This is a genomic window from Streptomyces caniferus, from assembly GCF_009811555.1.
In the GTDB taxonomy this organism is placed as follows: domain Bacteria; phylum Actinomycetota; class Actinomycetes; order Streptomycetales; family Streptomycetaceae; genus Streptomyces; species Streptomyces caniferus.
In genome coordinates this window covers 1,872,462-1,887,404 of sequence record NZ_BLIN01000005.1, presented here as the reverse complement: position 1 = coordinate 1,887,404, position 14,943 = coordinate 1,872,462, and the positions used below count along the sequence as shown (strand labels likewise).

The window sequence follows — 14,943 nt, the reverse complement described above, 5'->3', positions numbered from 1 at the left end:
GTCAGCTGTCGCCGACGCACCGGAATCCGACGTTCCCCCGGCACTCGACGGGTGACCGTGGTGACAGCTCCTCGCACAGCCGCGCCGCGGGCGTGTCGAAGGCCCCGCCGCGCAACACCGGCGCACCCGTGTCGTCCACGCAGATGTCCCAGACGTTACCGAGCAGATCGCCGATGTTGTACGGGTTCGGTGGGAATTCCCCGATCGGCGCCAACTCGGCATGACTTCCGCGGAAGTTGACCCGGCCCGCCGCGATGTCCTCGTGCCACCACTCCCCGGTCCGCCCGGCCCGTGCCGCCAGCGCCCACTCCGCCGCGGTCGGCAGCCGCAGCGGCAGCCCGAGCCCACGGCCCGCCCAGGCCGCATAGGCGCGGGCCGCGGGAAAGCTCACCGCGACCACCGGATGGCCGCCGCGCCCCGGCGGGAAGTCCACCCCGTCCCAGCCCGCCAGGTAGTTGTCGTCCACGTACCGGCCCGCCGCCCGCGCGGCCGCCGGACGCCACCGCTCGTTCTCCGGATCGCGGAGGAAGAGGCGGAACTGCGCGTGGGTGACCGGATACCGGCCCAGCCGCACCGTCCGCGTCCCGGAGAGGGCGACAGGGACGAACTCCGGCCAGGAGGAGGCCCGTTCGCCGGCCGAAGGCGCCGCTGCCGCCACGGGAGGCCACGGCGCCGCGCGCTGTCCGGACACCGCGCCGCCCTCCTCGGCCGGAGGTGCCGGGGACCGCGGCGGCCCGTTCTCCCCGGCCGGTCGCGGGCCCGCCGCCCCGGCGCGGTTGCGGAACAGGCAGATCCGCCCCGCGGAGTTGCGGTTGCTCTGCTGCGGCTGTGGCCGGGACTTCGCCCGGAGCGCCGCCGTCAGCTCCTCGAAGAGCGCCGACATGCTCAGCGGGTCGGGCCGCCCCGGCGCCCCGGCGTCGAGGATCCGGATCAGCTCACCCGTGAACGCGGTGTACGTCTCTCCGGGCGGGGCCAGCGCCTGACGCGTGGCCGCGGTGGCGGTCAGCACGCACGCACCCTCGACGGCGACCCCGGGCACCAGGTCCCCGCCGTGCATCAGACCGCCCAGCGCCAGACCGCTCCAGCAGCAGTCCAGAACGACCACCTTGCGCCGGGCCGAGGGGCGCCCGCCCGCCGGGGAGAGCAGGATCGACCGCAGCTCCTCGTAGCGCAGCGCCGTGTGCGGCCGGTCCGGGTGCGAGCCGGGCAGCGCGAGGTGGAGCTCGCCCGACTGCGGGTGGACCAGGCCGTGGCCGGCGTAATACAGCACCATCGTGTCGGTCGCCTCGGCGGCGGCGTCGTACACCGTGTCCAGGACCGTCTGCCGGGACGGCTGCAGCAGGACGTCGCACCGCCCCTCCGCCAGCCCCCAGACCGCCGGGTCGGTCAGCAGCTCCCGCAGCCGGCCGATGTTGTTCTCCACCGCCGGGATGTCGTCCAGCTCCGTATACGCATGCGTCCCGATCAGGACGGCGCGGGAGCGCGACGGGTCGGACAGCGCTCCCGCCAACGCGCTACTCCTGCCGGCCCGGCCGGTCCGCCGGGTCGCCCCCGCCGTCCCCGGCCTCCGGGGCGCCGTCCGCGGACAGCGCCCGCAGCACCCGCGCCACGGCCTCGGGATCCCCGCCGTCGACCGTCACCCGGACGCCCGCCCGTTCGATGTGGACGCGCTCCGCGCGCGGCCGGGTGCTGCGCCAACTCGCCACCGCCACCACCAGCGACGCCAGCTGCACCCCGCTGTCGAACACCGCCTCGACGGCCTCCAGCACCGGCCCCATGGGCCCCGGCGCCCCGGCCCGCCGCACCGGCGACAGCCCGGCCGCGGCAAGCACCTCGGGATCACCGCTCAGCCAGGTGTACAGCGACTGCGCCGCCCCACCGGTCTCCGTGTCCCGCTCGACCCCGATCCGTACGCGCACCGCCGCCCCCGCCGCCGTCCGTTGCACCCCGTCAGAGCGCCAGGATAAGTGGCGCCCCGCACCCAGGTCCCCCGATCACGCCATCGGGTCCATGTCCCACGCCGCCAGCCGCCGCCCGCTCTCGAACCGCCGCGTGCGCCCGTCCACCGGATCGGTGAACTCCAGTACCCTCGCCAGCAGTTGGAGCGGAGCGGTGAAGTCGTCCGGGGCCGGGTCCCCGACCACCGGATAGACCGGATCGTTGAGGATCGGCAGCCCGAGGCCGTTCATATGCACCCGCAGCTGATGGGTGCGGCCCGTAGTGGGCAGCAGCCGGTACCGCCCCAGCCCGCCCCGCCGTTCCACCAGCTCGATCCGGCTCTCCGCATTGGCCGCACCGTCCTCCTCGCGCGCGGCCATCACCCCGCGCTCCTTCACGATCCGGCTGCGCACGGTCACCGGCAGCGCCACGGTCCCGTCGTACGCCGCCACCGCCTCGTACTCCTTGCGCACCCGCCGCCCGCCGAACAGTCCCTGGTAGGCGCCCCGGTCCCCGGGCCGTACGACGAAGAGCGCCAGCCCCGCCGTCAGCCGGTCGAGCCGGTGCGCGGGCTGCAGCGCGGGCAGCTCCAGATCGCGCCGCAGCCGGGCCAGCGCGGTCTCGGTGATGTGCCGCCCGCGCGGAGTCGTGGCGAGGAAGTGGGGTTTGTCGGCGATCACGATCCGCTCGTCGCGGTGGACGATCCGCACCTCGAACGGCACCGGCGGCTCCGGCGCGAAGTCCCGGTGGAACCAGATGTAGCGCCCGGCCTCGTACGGCTCGGCCCCGCTCAGCGCACCGCCGGTCCCGACGAACCGTCCCGCGCCCAGCATCGCCTCCACCCGGCGCGCCCCGATCGCCCCCTGGAACCGGTGGACCAGATGCTCCCGGACCGTGCCCCAGGCCCCGTCCGGATCGGCGGGCAGCCGCACCCGTACGGGGTCGATACCGTCACGCTGGGGGAGCGGGGCGGGGGGAACCGGGGATCTGCGTCTCACCCGGCAAGAGAACCCCAGCCGGGCCCGCAGCGCAAAGCCCCGGCGGGACCGCGCCCGGCCCGGCCGCCCTCCGGCCCGTGGCCGGGAAACGCAGAAGGTGCCGACCGAAGACCGGTCGGCACCTTCGTGCGCGATGGTGTCCGAGGGGGGACTTGAACCCCCACGCCCGATAAAGGGCACTAGCACCTCAAGCTAGCGCGTCTGCCATTCCGCCACCCGGACAAGGTGTCTGCCGGGGCGGCCTGGGCCGTTCCGACGTGGAAAACAATAGCAAACGTTCGCGGGTGGTCGATCACCCCGGCATTCGGCCGGATGCGGCCCTGTGACCAGGGCATGTCGGGAGTATTGCGGCCTTGGGTACGGCGGGCGCCGGGTGGAGGATGGCGGTGGACCCCGCCGCGGGCCGTGCTCCTCGGGGCGCGCGATGCGGCCGTGAACCCAGAGGAGGCAATGTGCGCGATCTCCGCGAGCGAACCGTTGAGAGGTGCGAGTCCCGCGGATGCGGGGCCGGGCGAAGCGAGGTTTCGGCATGAGCGAGTCGCAGTCGGCCCGTACGGTCACCGGTGAGGACGAGGTCGTCGACCTGTGCCGGGATCTGATCAGGATGGACACCAGCAACTACGGCGATCACTCCGGCCCGGGGGAACGCGTCGCCGCCGAGTACGTCGCGGAGAAGCTCGCCGAGGTCGGCCTGGAGCCGCAGATCTTCGAGTCCCACAAGGGCCGCGCCTCGACGGTCGCCCGGATCGAGGGCGAGGACCGCTCGCGCCCCGGGCTGCTGATCCACGGGCACACCGACGTCGTGCCGGCCAACGCCGAGGACTGGACCCACCACCCGTTCTCGGGCGAGATCGCCGACGGCTGCCTCTGGGGCCGGGGTGCGGTCGACATGAAGGACATGGACGCGATGACGCTGGCCGTCATCCGGGACCGGCTGCGCACCGGCCGCAAGCCGCCGCGCGACATCGTGCTGGCGTTCCTCGCGGACGAGGAGGCGGGCGGCACCTACGGCGCGCGCTACCTCGTCGACCACCACCCGCACCTCTTCGAGGGCGTCACGGAGGCGATCAGCGAGGTCGGCGGCTTCTCCTTCACCGTCAACGAGAAGGTGCGGCTCTACCTCATCGAGACGGCCCAGAAGGGCATGCACTGGATGAAGCTGACCGTCGACGGCAACGCCGGTCACGGCTCGATGATCCACAAGGACAATGCGATCACCGAACTGTCCGAGGCGGTCGGCCGGTTGGGCCGGCACGAGTTCCCGGTGCGGGTGACCAAGACGCTGCGCTCCTTCCTCGACCAGCTCGGGGACGCGCTGGGCACCGAGCTCGACCCCGAGGACATGGACGCCACGCTGGCCAAGCTCGGCGGGATCGCCAAGCTGATCGGCGCCTCGCTCAAGAACACCGCCAACCCGACGCAGCTGGGTGCCGGTTACAAGGTCAATGTCATCCCGGGACAGGCCACCGCTCACGTCGACGGCCGTTTCCTGCCGGGCCACGAGGAGGAGTTCCTGTCCGACCTGGACCGGATCCTGGGCCCGCGCGTCAAGCGGGAGGACGTGCACGCCGACAAGGCGCTGGAGACCACCTTCGACGGTGCGCTGGTCGAGGCGATGCAGTCGGCGCTGCAGGCCGAGGACCCGATCGCGCGCGCCGTGCCGTACATGCTCTCGGCCGGTACGGACGCGAAGTCCTTCGACGATCTCGGGATCCGCGGATTCGGCTTCGCCCCGCTGAAGCTCCCGCCGGAGCTGGACTTCGCAGGGATGTTCCATGGCGTGGACGAACGAGTGCCGGTGGACGGACTGAAGTTCGGGGTGCGGGTGCTCGACCGGTTCATCGACCAGAGCTGAATACGGCGCGAATTTCCTGCCTTTCGCGCCGGCTTCGCTGAAATGGGTGAACGCGCCGATGTGTTCGTAGCTTCAACAGCATTTTCCTCGTTGCAGTCAGTGCGGTCCGCGGCTGGGATCGTCATTGCCTACAAGGAGGAATAATGATCAAGAAGGTCGTCGCCGCTGCGGCAGTTGCCGGTGGTGTCGTGCTCGCCGGTGCGGGCCTGGCCGTTGCTGACTCGGGTGCCCAGGGCGCGTCCCTGAACTCTCCTGGTGTGGTCTCCGGCAACACCATCCAGGTTCCGGTGCACGTTCCGGTGAATGTCTGCGGCAACACGGTCTCCGTGATCGGGCTGCTGAACCCCGCGTTCGGCGCGGGCTGCGTCAACAAGTGACCTTCTGGCGTCCTTTGGCGTTGTATTTGGCACCCGTAGGGGTCTGACTCGGTCCGGCTCCGGAAGGCACACCATGCATTCCGGAGCCGCTGGGTATTCGGCGGGCCGGTGGATCTTTTCGAGGATCTTCACTTGCCCGTATTCCTGTAAGGCACTAGGCAGGGGAACAACCTATGAGACAGGTCGCACGAAAGGGCCTGATCACCATGGCGGCCGCCAGTGGCGTACTCGCCATGGCCGCCGGCTATGCACAGGCCGACGCGGGAGCCGCCGGAGGCGCGGCGAACTCGCCCGGTGTGGGGTCCGGCAACAATGTTCAGGTACCGGTCCACGTACCGGTGAACGCCTGTGGCAACACCGTCAATGTCGTCGGGCTGCTGAACCCCGCGTTCGGCAACCACTGCGCGAACGATGTCGGTGGCCGGAACCACGGTGTCCACCACAACCAGGGCGGTCACACGGGCGGTGCGGGCGCCGTCGGCGGGGCCGCGAACTCGCCCGGTGTCGGGTCGGGCAACAGTGTCCAGGCTCCGGTCGACGTACCGGTGAACGCCTGTGGCAACAATGTCTCGGCCGCCGGGCTGCTGAACCCGGCCTTCGGCAACCACTGCGCCAACGGGTCTTCGGTCCCCGGCAGGCCGCACCACCCGGGGAAGCCGCACCACCCGGGCAACCCCCACCACCCCGGCAAGCCGCACCATCCGGGCAAGCCGGAGCACCCGGGGAAGCCGGAGCACCCGGGGAAGCCGCACCACCCGGGCACGCCCCATCACCCGGGCACGCCCAGCCAGCAGACGCCGCACACCCCGATGAAGCCGCAGACCGGGGGGCACAGTCAGATCGTGACGCCGCCCAAGCCTGTCGGTCACCTCGCGCAGACGGGTGCCGGAGGGGTCGGCTACGCGATTCCGGCCAGTGCCGGGCTGCTGCTCGGGGGCGCCTTGATCTACCGCAAGGCGCGCGCCGCTCGCCGGTGAGCAGCACCACATAGCGCTCCGGCGCTCCACGGAGCGGGCCCTGCTCAGCGGGGCCCGCTCTGCCGTGTTCAGGAGTCCGTGGCGCTCACCATGTGGCGCGGAGCTGGCGGATGATCCGGCGGCGCAGCCGCACCTTGCGGCTCCCGTCCGGGTTCAGGCGCAGTCGGTCCAACTCCCAGTGTCCGTACTCGGCATGGTCGGTCAGCAGGCGTGTGGCGGCCTTCCGGGACACGCCCCGAGGCACATACACATCGCAGAATTCGTATTCCGGCATCGCATCTATTGTGCGGGACCGGCCCCGGTACGGATAGCGTCTGCACTATGTCTGATGCTGCGCAGCCTTCCGCTGCCGAGGTACGTGCCGCCGCCGAGGCGGTCAAAGCCGCGCTGGACCGTCACCTCGACGCGGTCGAACGCCGCTCGGGGCAGGACGATCCGGCTGTCTACGCCGCGTTCGACGAGCTCGCCGCGGCGGCTGAGGTCTATGACGAGCTGCTGTACGACACCTACGACGAGGTCACCCCCTTCGAGATCCCCGGGAACGACGCCCTGCCCGCCTACGCGGGCCCCGACGACCCCAGTGCGCTGAGCGTCCTGATCCGGCGCGACTACACCGTCGCCGAACCGCAGCGGCTGCTGCACCAGGCCCAGCGCATCGCCGATCTCGATCCGGACGCCGCCGACGAGGCGGCGGGCACCGCCGCCGATGCCGCCGCGGTGGTCGGCACCAGCGTGCATGCGGCGCTCGGTGTGCTCTTCGGGGAGTTCGAACCGGACGAGATCGCCTCCCGGCACAAGGAGTTCGGCCTGGAGGAGGGCGACTCCACCCTGTGGGTGGCGGCGGCCGACGACCCGGCCGAGCCGGGGGAGTGGCTGTCCGCACCGTTCGACCAGGCGGACCCCCAGCGGGTGGTGTGCCGCTTCGACGTCAGCGCGGTCTTCGACGAGGAGCTGGGCGACGACGATCTGGAGCCGCTCGACCACGAAAGGTGAGGCTGCCGGCCCGGGGCGCGCTGACGCGCCGGTGCCGCACCCTGAGCCGTTTACGCCGCTGCCCCGGTCCGTCAGCAGTCTCCTGCTGACGGACCGGGGCAGCGGCCGTGCGGCGTCCGCGCGGGGCGGGCGGGGGAGCGGGCGTACGGCAGGTCAGCCGGCCGCCGACGGCTCCCCGGCGCTCTGCACGCTGTGCTGCAGCAGGGTGCGCAGCCGGGTCGTGCGTTCCTTGACGGGCACCTCGGAGACCGCGCGGGGCAGCGCCTGGTCGACCCCCTGGACGACCGACAGATGCCGCTCGCCGCGGCTGAAGGCGGTGTAGACCCAGGCGCGGGTCAGCCCGCCGGCGGCGTCCCCGGGGAGTACGACCACCGCGGCGGGCCAGCGCATCCCGGCCGCCTGGTGCGCGGTGAGCGCCCAGCCGTGGCGGACGGCTCCCGCGCCGACCTGCTCGCGCGGCACCACGGCCGCGGTGCCGTCGCAGTCGAGATGCAGACCGGACGCATCCGCTCCGGTGACCGTGCCGGGCACCGTGCGGCCGGGGGCCGGGGCGTAGGCCACGCGGTCACCGGCGTCGAAACCGCCGAACCGGCCGGGGCCGGGGTTGAGCCGCTCCTTGAGGGCGGCGTTCAGCGCGCGGGTGCCGGCCGCGCCGCCGTGGCCGACGGTGATGACCTGGGTCTGCTCCGCGGGGACGCCGAGCGCCCGGGGCACGGAGTCGGCGACCAGCTGGACGGTGCGGTGCACCGCCTCTCCGGCATCGCGCGCCGGGACGATCACCACTTCCTTGCCGGGCGCCTCGACCTGGCTCAGTTCGCCGATGCCGATGCCCGACACCAGCTCGCCGATCGGGCCGAAGTCCGGGGTGCGGGAGGCGACCTGCGGGCAGAAGCGGGCCGCGAGCAGATCGGCGAACAGCCGCCCGGGGCCGGCGGACCACAGCACCCCCGGGTCGCCGCTGAGCACCAGGCGGGTCCCGTCGGTCAGCGACTCGACGAGCAGCGCGGCGGTCTCCAGATCCAGCTGCGGGGCGTCCAGCACGACCAGCAGGTCGAGCGCGAGGGCGCCGTCGGCGTCGCGGCCCGGGCCCTGCCGCCCGGACAGCAGGCCGGACACGGTCACCGCGGCCGCGCCGGGGTCCTGAGGTCCGTCGGCGGCGTCCGGTGCGCTCCGTGCGAGGTCCGCAGCCAGGCGACGGCGGCCGTTCTCGGTGTGCGCGGCGCCGAACGCCCGCAGCCCCAGCGAGCGGGCCGCGGCGACCAGCGCGGCGGGCTCGGCGCGGGCCGCCTCGGCTCCGGTGTGCGCCACCAGGCCGCTGTGTGCGGCGGCGCGGATGAGCTCCGCGGCCGACGGCGACGGCGCGGCGGCCGCCGCGGCCTCCCAGGCGGCGGCGGAGGGGCGTACGGGCTGGTGGCGGGCCGCGTCGTCGGCGTCGTCGGGTGCTGCGGCCGGTTCGGTGTCGGGGGCCGGGGCGGCGGGGCTCTCCGCGGCCGGGCTCCCCTCGGTGTCCGCCTCCTCCGCGGCGGCCGTGCCGTCGCCGGGCGCCTCGGCGTCCGTGGTGTCCTGTGCCGGTTCCGCCACCGCTTCGAAGGTGTTCAGCAGCCGCGCCAGGCCGTCGGCGACGCTCTCCTCGGCCATCGCGAAGCGGTCCAGGCCGAGCAGGATCCGGACCGGCCGCTCTTCCTCCTCGTCGTCGCCCGTCGTGGCCGGACGCGCCCGGCCCGGTTCCTCGATCGCGTCCTGGAAGACCAGCACGGCGCCGTCCGCGATGGCGGTCTGCAGGGCGTCGTCGGGGTCGGGCACCGAGCGCTGGGCGAGCGCGGCGCGCAGCGCGGCGGCCTCCAGGGCGGAGTGCCCCGCGAGCGCGGCCTGCTCCAGAAGCCAGCCGACCAGTGCCTGTGCGCGCCGCTCGTCGCCCGGCCCGCACGCGGCGCCGAGGAGCGCCCGCGCGAAGCCGTCGGCCTGCTCGGGGCGCACCCCGGGCACGCCGAGCAACTGCCAGGGGTCCTCGCCCAGTGCCTCGGCCGCCCGCTCGCCGAGCACCTCCGCGGCCGGTTCCGCCAGCGCCTCCGGGGCGCCGCCCGCCGCGAGGATCTGGCGTACGCCCTCGATCCCGGGGGCCGCCGGCACGGCGGGGCGGGGGGTGGGAACCGGGCCGGCCGGGGCCGGTACGTCTGCGGGACCGGTGGGGCCGACGGGACCGGTGGGGCTCGCGTCGGTGACGGGGGGACGGGCCGGTCCGTCGGTCCCGGGGTGCGGCGGGTCGGCCTGCGGGGCGCGGCCGCCGGTCTCCGGACCGTCCTTGGGGGGCCGGGCGGCGGGTGCGGCCCGCTTGGCGGGGCGGGGGGCGTCGTTGAAGAACTCGGTGGCCGAACGCTCGCCGCTCTCCACGGCCCGGACCGCGGCGGCCAGCGCGTCCGCGGTCGCCTTGGCCGATGCCGGTACCGGCGGCACCGCCGGGGCCTCCCGCACCGCACCGGCGTCCGGCGTCCCGGCGTCGGCGCCGGATGCCGCGGGCGCCGGCTCGCTCACCGGCGCGTCCTCGCCCGCTGCTGCCGCGGAGTCCTCCGGAACCGTCGCGTCCGCGCCCTGCGCCGTGGCGTCCGCCGGCGCCGCGGCGTCCTCGGGTGTCTGGGCATCCGCAGTCCCGGGCGCGGCCTCCTGCTCGGGCGGGGTTTCGCCGGCGAGGCGGTCGGTACTCACAGCGTGCTCCAGTCGTGATCGGGGTAGTGGTGCACCGGAGCCGAAACATCGTCCAGCGCCCGGCGGATCTCGTCAGGAAGACTAAGGGTCTCCACTGACAATGCGGCTCTGAGCTGCTGCTCCGTGCGGGCGCCCAGGATCGGTGCGGTCACTCCGGGGCGGTCGCGGACCCAGGAGAGCGCCACCTGCAGCGGGGTGACGGCCAGTCCGTCGGCGGCGGTGGTGACCGCCTCGACGACCCGGCCCGCCGTCTCGTCGAGATAGGGCGCGACGAACGGCGCCAGATGCTCCGAGGCGCCACGCGAGTCGGCCGGTGTCGCATGGCGGTACTTGCCGGTCAGCACACCCCGCCCCAGCGGCGACGACGGCAGCAGCCCGATGCCGAGGTCGAGGGCCGCGGGCAGCACCTCCCGCTCGACGCCGCGCTGGAGCAAGGAGTACTCCATTTGTGCGCTCGCCAGCCGGTTGCGCACCCCGGGCGCCGCGAGCTGCCAGGTGCCCGCCTTGGCGAGCTGCCAGCCGGAGAAGTTCGACAGCCCCACATAGCGCGCCCGGCCGCTGGTGACGGCCAGGTCGAGGGCGTGCAGGGTCTCCTCCAGCGGCGTGTGCGGATCGAAGGCGTGCAGCTGCCACAGGTCGACGTACTCGGTGCCCAGCCGCTCCAGGGAGGCGTCCAGGGCGGCGAGGAGGTGGCGCCGGGAGCCGTCGGCACGGCGGTCCGCCGCGAGGACACTGCCGGCCTTGGTCGCGATCACCAGGTCCTCGCGCGGAACCAGCCCTTCCGTCAGCCGGCCCAGGAGGTACTCGGCACCGCCGTCGGCGTAGATGTCGGCGGTGTCCACCAGAGTGCCGCCGGCCTCCCAGAACGCCTTGAGCTGGTCGGCGGCTTCCTGCTCGTCCGTGTCGCGGGCCCAGTTCAGGGTGCCGAGCCCGAGACGGGACACGCGAAGGCCCGTACGGCCGAGGTGCCTGTGCTCCATGGGCCTTGAGATTACTGGCCGCGGGCCGGGAACAGGGGACCTGTGGACAACCCGCCGATGACGGCCGGCGGGGACGCGCGCTACAGTCCCCGGAACAGCGACGTTACTGATCGGTAAGGGGAGCGGCATGAGGCTTGGCATCAACCTCGGCTACTGGGGCGCCGGGATGGACTCCGACAATCTCGCGGTGGCACAGGAGGCCGACCGCCTGGGCTATGCCGTCTGCTGGGCCGCCGAGGCCTACGGCTCCGACGCCGCCACGGTGCTCTCCTGGGTCGCCGCCCAGACCGAGCGGATCGACATCGGTTCGGCGATCTTCCAGATCCCGGCCCGGACGCCCGCCATGACCGCGATGACGGCCGCCACCCTGGACTCGCTCTCCGGCGGCCGCTTCCGGCTCGGCCTGGGCGTCTCGGGCCCGCAGGTCTCCGAGGGCTGGTACGGCGTCAAGTTCGACAAGCCGCTGGCCCGCACCCGCGAGTACGTGGACATCGTCCGCAAGGCCATGACCCGCGAGCGGCTGTCCTACGAGGGCGAGCACTGGACGCTGCCGCTGCCCGGCGGCCCCGGCAAGCCGCTGAAGCTCACCGTCCACCCGCAGCGCGAGCACATCCCGCTCTACATCGCCGCGATCGGCCCGAAGAACCTGACGCAGACCGGCGAGATCGCCGACGGCGCGCTGCTGATCTTCCCCGCCGCCGAGCACCTGGAGGACACCGCGATCACGCACCTGCGGGCCGGGCGCGAGAAGGCGGGCAAGACGCTGGAGGGCTTCGACATCTGCCCGACGCTGCCGCTGGCCCTGGGCGCGGACGGCGACGTCAGTGCGCTGGCCGACATGTTCCGCCCGTACACCGCCCTGTACGTCGGCGGCATGGGGAGCCGGAAGCAGAACTTCTACAACCAGCTGGCCCGGCGCATGGGATACGAGAAGGAAGCCACCGAGATCCAGGACAAATACCTGTCCGGCGACAAGGAGGGCGCGGCCGCCGCGATCCCGGAGCGGCTGATCGACCAGACCACGCTGCTCGGTTCCGTCGAGCGGATCGCGGACCGGATGCAGGCCTACGCGGCGGCCGGCGTGACCACCCTGACGCTGGCCCCGGCGGGCTTCACCCTGGAGGACCGTCTGGCGTCGCTGCGGGCCGGCACCGAGGCGCTGGAGCGGGCCGGGCTGGCGTAATCACCGGATGCGGCGGGCTCGTACCGGGGTCCGCCCCGGCGTCCCGCACACGGCCCGGCGCCCGTGGCGCCGGGCCGACCGGGCCCGCGGCCGTGGCGGGGGCTCGGGGGATCTTCCCCGCCGCGGCCGTCACGCGGCACAACGTGGCGGCGCGTACCCGGGTTACGCCCGCCATCAGGACGGACATCACCCGAACGGCCGTACGGCGCGCCGCCTCCGGTTGCCTCCGGCAAAACACCCCCTTTGACTTTTCCTTTACGGGTGTGTCCGTTCGGAGGTGGCGCAGATGTTCTCGGCCCGAAGCCTGTTCCAGGAGATCGTCGACAACGACGACTCCTACCGCCTGTTCTGCTCCATCGCGGCCAGCGGCGAGGCCCAGGGCGGCTGGGAGAACGGCCGGATCGCCGCGCTCATGCCCGCCTCGCTGCGCGACCTGGCGCCCAAGGCCACCCGGCACGGCGCCGACGAGGAGAAGCACGGCCGGATCTTCCACGCCCTGCTGCGCAGGCGCGGCCTGACGCCGGCCCCGGTCCCCGAGGAGACCGCCTACACCTCGCTGCTGGAGCGGCAGGGCATCGGCCTGGCGCACGACAAGCTGCGCCGCGACGAGCCGCTCAGCGAGCTCGACATCATCACCTACCTCTCCCACAGCCGGGTCACCGAACAGCGCGCCGCCGACCAGATGGTGATGCTCAACAGGTACTTCGGCGACCACCCCGAGGTGGGCAAGGCGATCCGGATCATCTCCCGCGACGAGGACAACCACCTGGCGTACTGCCACGAGGAGCTGCTGCGGCTGGCCCGCCACGGCCACGGCCGGACCATCCAGCGGATCCTGCACGACTGCGCCCGCGCCGAACTGGTCGTCTACCGGGACGTCAGCCTGGCCGTGATGGACCACATGGGCCGCATCCTGAAGTGGCCCAAGGCGAAGTCCGGCGGGCTCACCGCCGGGATCCGGACGGTGTACGGCTATGAGCGGCTGGGGGGCTGGCGGCGGATGGTCACCCTCCGGATGCCCGAGCGCCGGAACGCGCTGGGCGGCCCGGCCACCTCGGCGCCGGAGTTCGCCTGAGCCCTCCGGCGCTGCGCACCGTCGCCGGGGAACGCCCGGTCACAGCCAGCCGCGGCGTTTGAACAGCCGGTACAGCGAGACCTCGATGACCACCATCACCAGCAGGACCATGGGATAGCCCAGGGACCACGTCAGCTCCGGCATGTGCTCGAAGTTCATGCCGTAGATGCCGGCGATCAGGGTCGGTACGGCCGCCAGCGCCGCCCAGGCCGAGATCTTGCGCATGTCGTCGTTCTGCCGTACGCCCATCTGCGCCAGATGGGCGGCCAGGATGTCCGAGAGCAGCCGGTCCAGGCTCTCCACCGACTCGTTGGCGCGGGTGAGGTGGTCGTCGACATCGCGGAAGAACGGCCGGGCGTGGTCGTGCACATACGGCACGCCGGGGTTCTGCAGGAGGGTCATCGGCGCGGCCAGCGGGCCGGTCGCCCGCCGGAATTCCAGCACCTCGCGCTTGAACGCATAGATCTCGGCCGCGGTGTTCTTGGTGTCCCGGCGTACCGGAGCGAACACCTCCGTCTCCAACTCCTCCAGATCCAGCTGGAGTTCGGCAGCCACGTCGATGTAGTGGTCGACCACCGCGTCACAGACCGCGTACAGCACCGCCCCCGGGCCGTGCCGGAGGATCTCCCGGTGTTCCTCCAGCCGCCGGCGCACCGCCGCCAGCGGGCTGGCCTCGCCGTGCCGGACGGTGACCACGAACGCCTCGCCCAGGAAGACCATCACCTCGGACGCGGTCACCGTGGAGGCCGCGTCGTCGTACGTGATCGGCTTCAGCACCATGAACAGCGAGTCGTCATAGACCTCCAGCTTGGGCCGCTGATGCGCCTTGAGCGCGTCCTCGACGGCCAGCGGGTGCAGCCCGAATTCGCTGCTGACGAGATCGAACTCGTGCTCCGTCGGCTCGTGCATCCCCAGCCACAGGAAGGCGTCCCCTTCGGCCCGTGCCTCTTCCAGAGCGCGGGAGAAGTCGGTCGCGCACTCGGCGCGGCGGCCGTCCCGGTAGATGGCGCAGTCCACGATCACACCTGGCATTCTCGCTCGTCCCACCGCCACCTGCCAGGAACGCGGGCCGGGAACGTAGGGTGGCGCCCATGCCCACGCTGATCCTGGTGCGGCACGGCCGCTCCACCGCCAACACCGCCGGAGTGCTCGCCGGGCGGGCGCCCGGCGTCGCTCTAGACGAGCGCGGTGGCGCCCAGTCCGCCGCGCTGCCCGCACGGCTGTCCCAGGTGCCGCTGACCGCCGTCGTCTCCAGCCCGCTGCAGCGCTGCCGGGAGACCCTGCAGCCGCTGCTGGACGCCCGGCCGTGGCTCACGCTGCACATCGAGGACCGGATCAGCGAATGCGACTACGGCGACTGGTCGGGCCGCAAACTCGCCGAGCTGGGCGACGAGCCGCTGATGGAGGTCGTCCAGCAGCACCCGTCGGCGGCCGCCTTCCCCGGCGGCGAGTCGATGCGCGCGATGCAGGCCCGGGCGGTGGACGCGGTGCGCGACTGGAACGCCCGCATCGAGGAGGCGCACGGCCCCGAGGCGGCCTACGTCATGTGCTCGCACGGCGACATCATCAAGTCCCTGGTCGCCGACGCACTGGGCATGCACCTCGACCTCTTCCAGCGGATCTCCGTCGAGCCCTGCTCGGTCACCGCGATCCGCTACACCCGGCTGCGTCCCTACCTCGTACGGCTCGGGGACACCGGTGACTTCGGTTCGCTCGCGCCCCGGGAGGACGGCGGCAGCGCGGCGGCCGACCGGGACGCGGCAGTCGGCGGTGGTGCGGGAGCAGCGTGATCAGTCGGCGCAGTAGGGTGGTGCGACGGCGCTGCCCGCCACGCACCTGCGATCCGCGCAGTGACCGCAGGACG

General features: G+C 73.1%; 14 protein-coding genes and 1 tRNA gene. 7 read left to right on the top strand and 8 right to left on the bottom strand.

Annotated elements, in window-relative coordinates; genetic code table 11:
• Window position 1 precedes the first annotated feature (1 nt).
• From Scani_RS24950 to Scani_RS24935, 4 genes are all read right to left on the bottom strand, one after another.
• Window positions 2–1,510 (bottom strand): caspase, EACC1-associated type, encoded by a 1,509-nt coding sequence (locus Scani_RS24950; RefSeq protein WP_159480058.1) that lies wholly within the window; start codon window positions 1,508–1,510, stop codon window positions 2–4.
• 4 nt (window positions 1,511–1,514) lie between these two features.
• Window positions 1,515–1,946: an effector-associated constant component EACC1 gene (locus Scani_RS24945; RefSeq protein WP_159480047.1), complete on the bottom strand. Its 432-nt coding sequence runs from the start codon at window positions 1,944–1,946 to the stop codon at window positions 1,515–1,517.
• Window positions 1,947–1,994: 48 nt separating this feature from the next.
• Window positions 1,995–2,936, bottom strand: a complete 942-nt coding sequence (locus tag Scani_RS24940; RefSeq protein ID WP_159480045.1) for a pseudouridine synthase — start codon at window positions 2,934–2,936, stop codon at window positions 1,995–1,997.
• 134 nt (window positions 2,937–3,070) lie between these two features.
• Window positions 3,071–3,158: transfer RNA gene (locus Scani_RS24935), tRNA-Leu, on the bottom strand.
• 307 nt (window positions 3,159–3,465) lie between these two features.
• Between Scani_RS24935 and Scani_RS24930 the strand changes: the two genes are divergently transcribed.
• The 3 genes from Scani_RS24930 to Scani_RS24920 all read left to right on the top strand — a co-directional run bounded on the left by Scani_RS24930 (window position 3,466) and on the right by Scani_RS24920 (window position 6,145).
• Entirely contained in the window at window positions 3,466–4,791 is a 1,326-nt protein-coding gene (locus Scani_RS24930; RefSeq protein ID WP_159480043.1) for a M20/M25/M40 family metallo-hydrolase, read from the top strand.
• Between the two features lie 143 nt (window positions 4,792–4,934).
• Complete coding sequence (locus Scani_RS24925) at window positions 4,935–5,168, top strand: chaplin (RefSeq protein WP_159480041.1); 234 nt, start codon at window positions 4,935–4,937, stop codon at window positions 5,166–5,168.
• A gap of 173 nt (window positions 5,169–5,341) precedes the next feature.
• On the top strand, window positions 5,342–6,145 hold the full coding sequence (locus tag Scani_RS24920) for a chaplin (protein WP_159480039.1): 804 nt from the start codon (window positions 5,342–5,344) through the stop codon (window positions 6,143–6,145).
• 85 nt (window positions 6,146–6,230) lie between these two features.
• On the opposite strand, the gene Scani_RS24915 is transcribed toward Scani_RS24920, so the two are convergent.
• Window positions 6,231–6,419 carry a DUF5703 family protein gene (locus Scani_RS24915; protein ID WP_006607658.1) on the bottom strand — a complete coding sequence of 63 codons (189 nt, stop codon included), beginning with the start codon at window positions 6,417–6,419 and terminating at the stop codon, window positions 6,231–6,233.
• Window positions 6,420–6,466: 47 nt separating this feature from the next.
• Here Scani_RS24915 and Scani_RS24910 point away from each other — a divergent pair, with 47 nt between their 5' ends.
• The gene (locus Scani_RS24910) at window positions 6,467–7,138 is read left to right on the top strand and encodes a hypothetical protein (protein WP_159480037.1); all 672 of its coding nucleotides are present in this window, start codon (window positions 6,467–6,469) and stop codon (window positions 7,136–7,138) included.
• Window positions 7,139–7,291: 153 nt separating this feature from the next.
• Here Scani_RS24910 and Scani_RS24905 read toward each other — a convergent pair whose 3' ends face one another.
• Both Scani_RS24905 and Scani_RS24900 read right to left on the bottom strand, forming a co-directional pair.
• On the bottom strand, window positions 7,292–9,841 hold the full coding sequence (locus tag Scani_RS24905) for a helix-hairpin-helix domain-containing protein (RefSeq protein WP_159480035.1): 2,550 nt from the start codon (window positions 9,839–9,841) through the stop codon (window positions 7,292–7,294).
• Entirely contained in the window at window positions 9,838–10,821 is a 984-nt protein-coding gene (locus Scani_RS24900) for an aldo/keto reductase (RefSeq protein ID WP_159480034.1), read from the bottom strand. The genes Scani_RS24905 and Scani_RS24900 overlap by 4 nt, the downstream gene beginning before the upstream one ends.
• A 127-nt stretch (window positions 10,822–10,948) precedes the next feature.
• Between Scani_RS24900 and Scani_RS24895 the strand changes: the two genes are divergently transcribed.
• Entirely contained in the window at window positions 10,949–12,004 is a 1,056-nt protein-coding gene (locus tag Scani_RS24895; protein WP_159480032.1) for an LLM class F420-dependent oxidoreductase, read from the top strand.
• A gap of 286 nt (window positions 12,005–12,290) precedes the next feature.
• Window positions 12,291–13,079 carry a ferritin-like domain-containing protein gene (locus Scani_RS24890; protein WP_159480030.1) on the top strand — a complete coding sequence of 263 codons (789 nt, stop codon included), beginning with the start codon at window positions 12,291–12,293 and terminating at the stop codon, window positions 13,077–13,079.
• 39 nt (window positions 13,080–13,118) lie between these two features.
• Here Scani_RS24890 and corA read toward each other — a convergent pair whose 3' ends face one another.
• Window positions 13,119–14,111: a magnesium/cobalt transporter CorA gene (corA, locus tag Scani_RS24885; RefSeq protein ID WP_159480028.1), complete on the bottom strand. Its 993-nt coding sequence runs from the start codon at window positions 14,109–14,111 to the stop codon at window positions 13,119–13,121.
• A gap of 59 nt (window positions 14,112–14,170) precedes the next feature.
• Here corA and Scani_RS24880 point away from each other — a divergent pair, with 59 nt between their 5' ends.
• Window positions 14,171–14,869, top strand: coding sequence for a histidine phosphatase family protein (locus Scani_RS24880; protein ID WP_159480026.1), 699 nt, complete (start codon window positions 14,171–14,173; stop codon window positions 14,867–14,869).
• Window positions 14,870–14,943 lie beyond the last annotated feature (74 nt).

Excerpts from the sequence above, each read along its gene's own strand:
- Scani_RS24930 (WP_159480043.1), top strand. The coding sequence starts at position 3,466 with ATGAGCGAGTCGCAGTCGGCCCGTACGGTCACCGGTGAGGACGAGGTC.
- Scani_RS24925 (WP_159480041.1), top strand. The coding sequence starts at position 4,935 with ATGATCAAGAAGGTCGTCGCCGCTGCGGCAGTTGCCGGTGGTGTCGTG.
- Scani_RS24920 (WP_159480039.1), top strand. The coding sequence starts at position 5,342 with ATGAGACAGGTCGCACGAAAGGGCCTGATCACCATGGCGGCCGCCAGT.
- Scani_RS24915 (WP_006607658.1), bottom strand. The coding sequence starts at position 6,419 with ATGCCGGAATACGAATTCTGCGATGTGTATGTGCCTCGGGGCGTGTCC.
- Scani_RS24910 (WP_159480037.1), top strand. The coding sequence starts at position 6,467 with ATGTCTGATGCTGCGCAGCCTTCCGCTGCCGAGGTACGTGCCGCCGCC.
- Scani_RS24900 (WP_159480034.1), bottom strand. The coding sequence starts at position 10,821 with ATGGAGCACAGGCACCTCGGCCGTACGGGCCTTCGCGTGTCCCGTCTC.
- Scani_RS24895 (WP_159480032.1), top strand. The coding sequence starts at position 10,949 with ATGAGGCTTGGCATCAACCTCGGCTACTGGGGCGCCGGGATGGACTCC.
- Scani_RS24890 (WP_159480030.1), top strand. The coding sequence starts at position 12,291 with ATGTTCTCGGCCCGAAGCCTGTTCCAGGAGATCGTCGACAACGACGAC.
- corA (WP_159480028.1), bottom strand. The coding sequence starts at position 14,111 with ATGCCAGGTGTGATCGTGGACTGCGCCATCTACCGGGACGGCCGCCGC.
- Scani_RS24880 (WP_159480026.1), top strand. The coding sequence starts at position 14,171 with ATGCCCACGCTGATCCTGGTGCGGCACGGCCGCTCCACCGCCAACACC.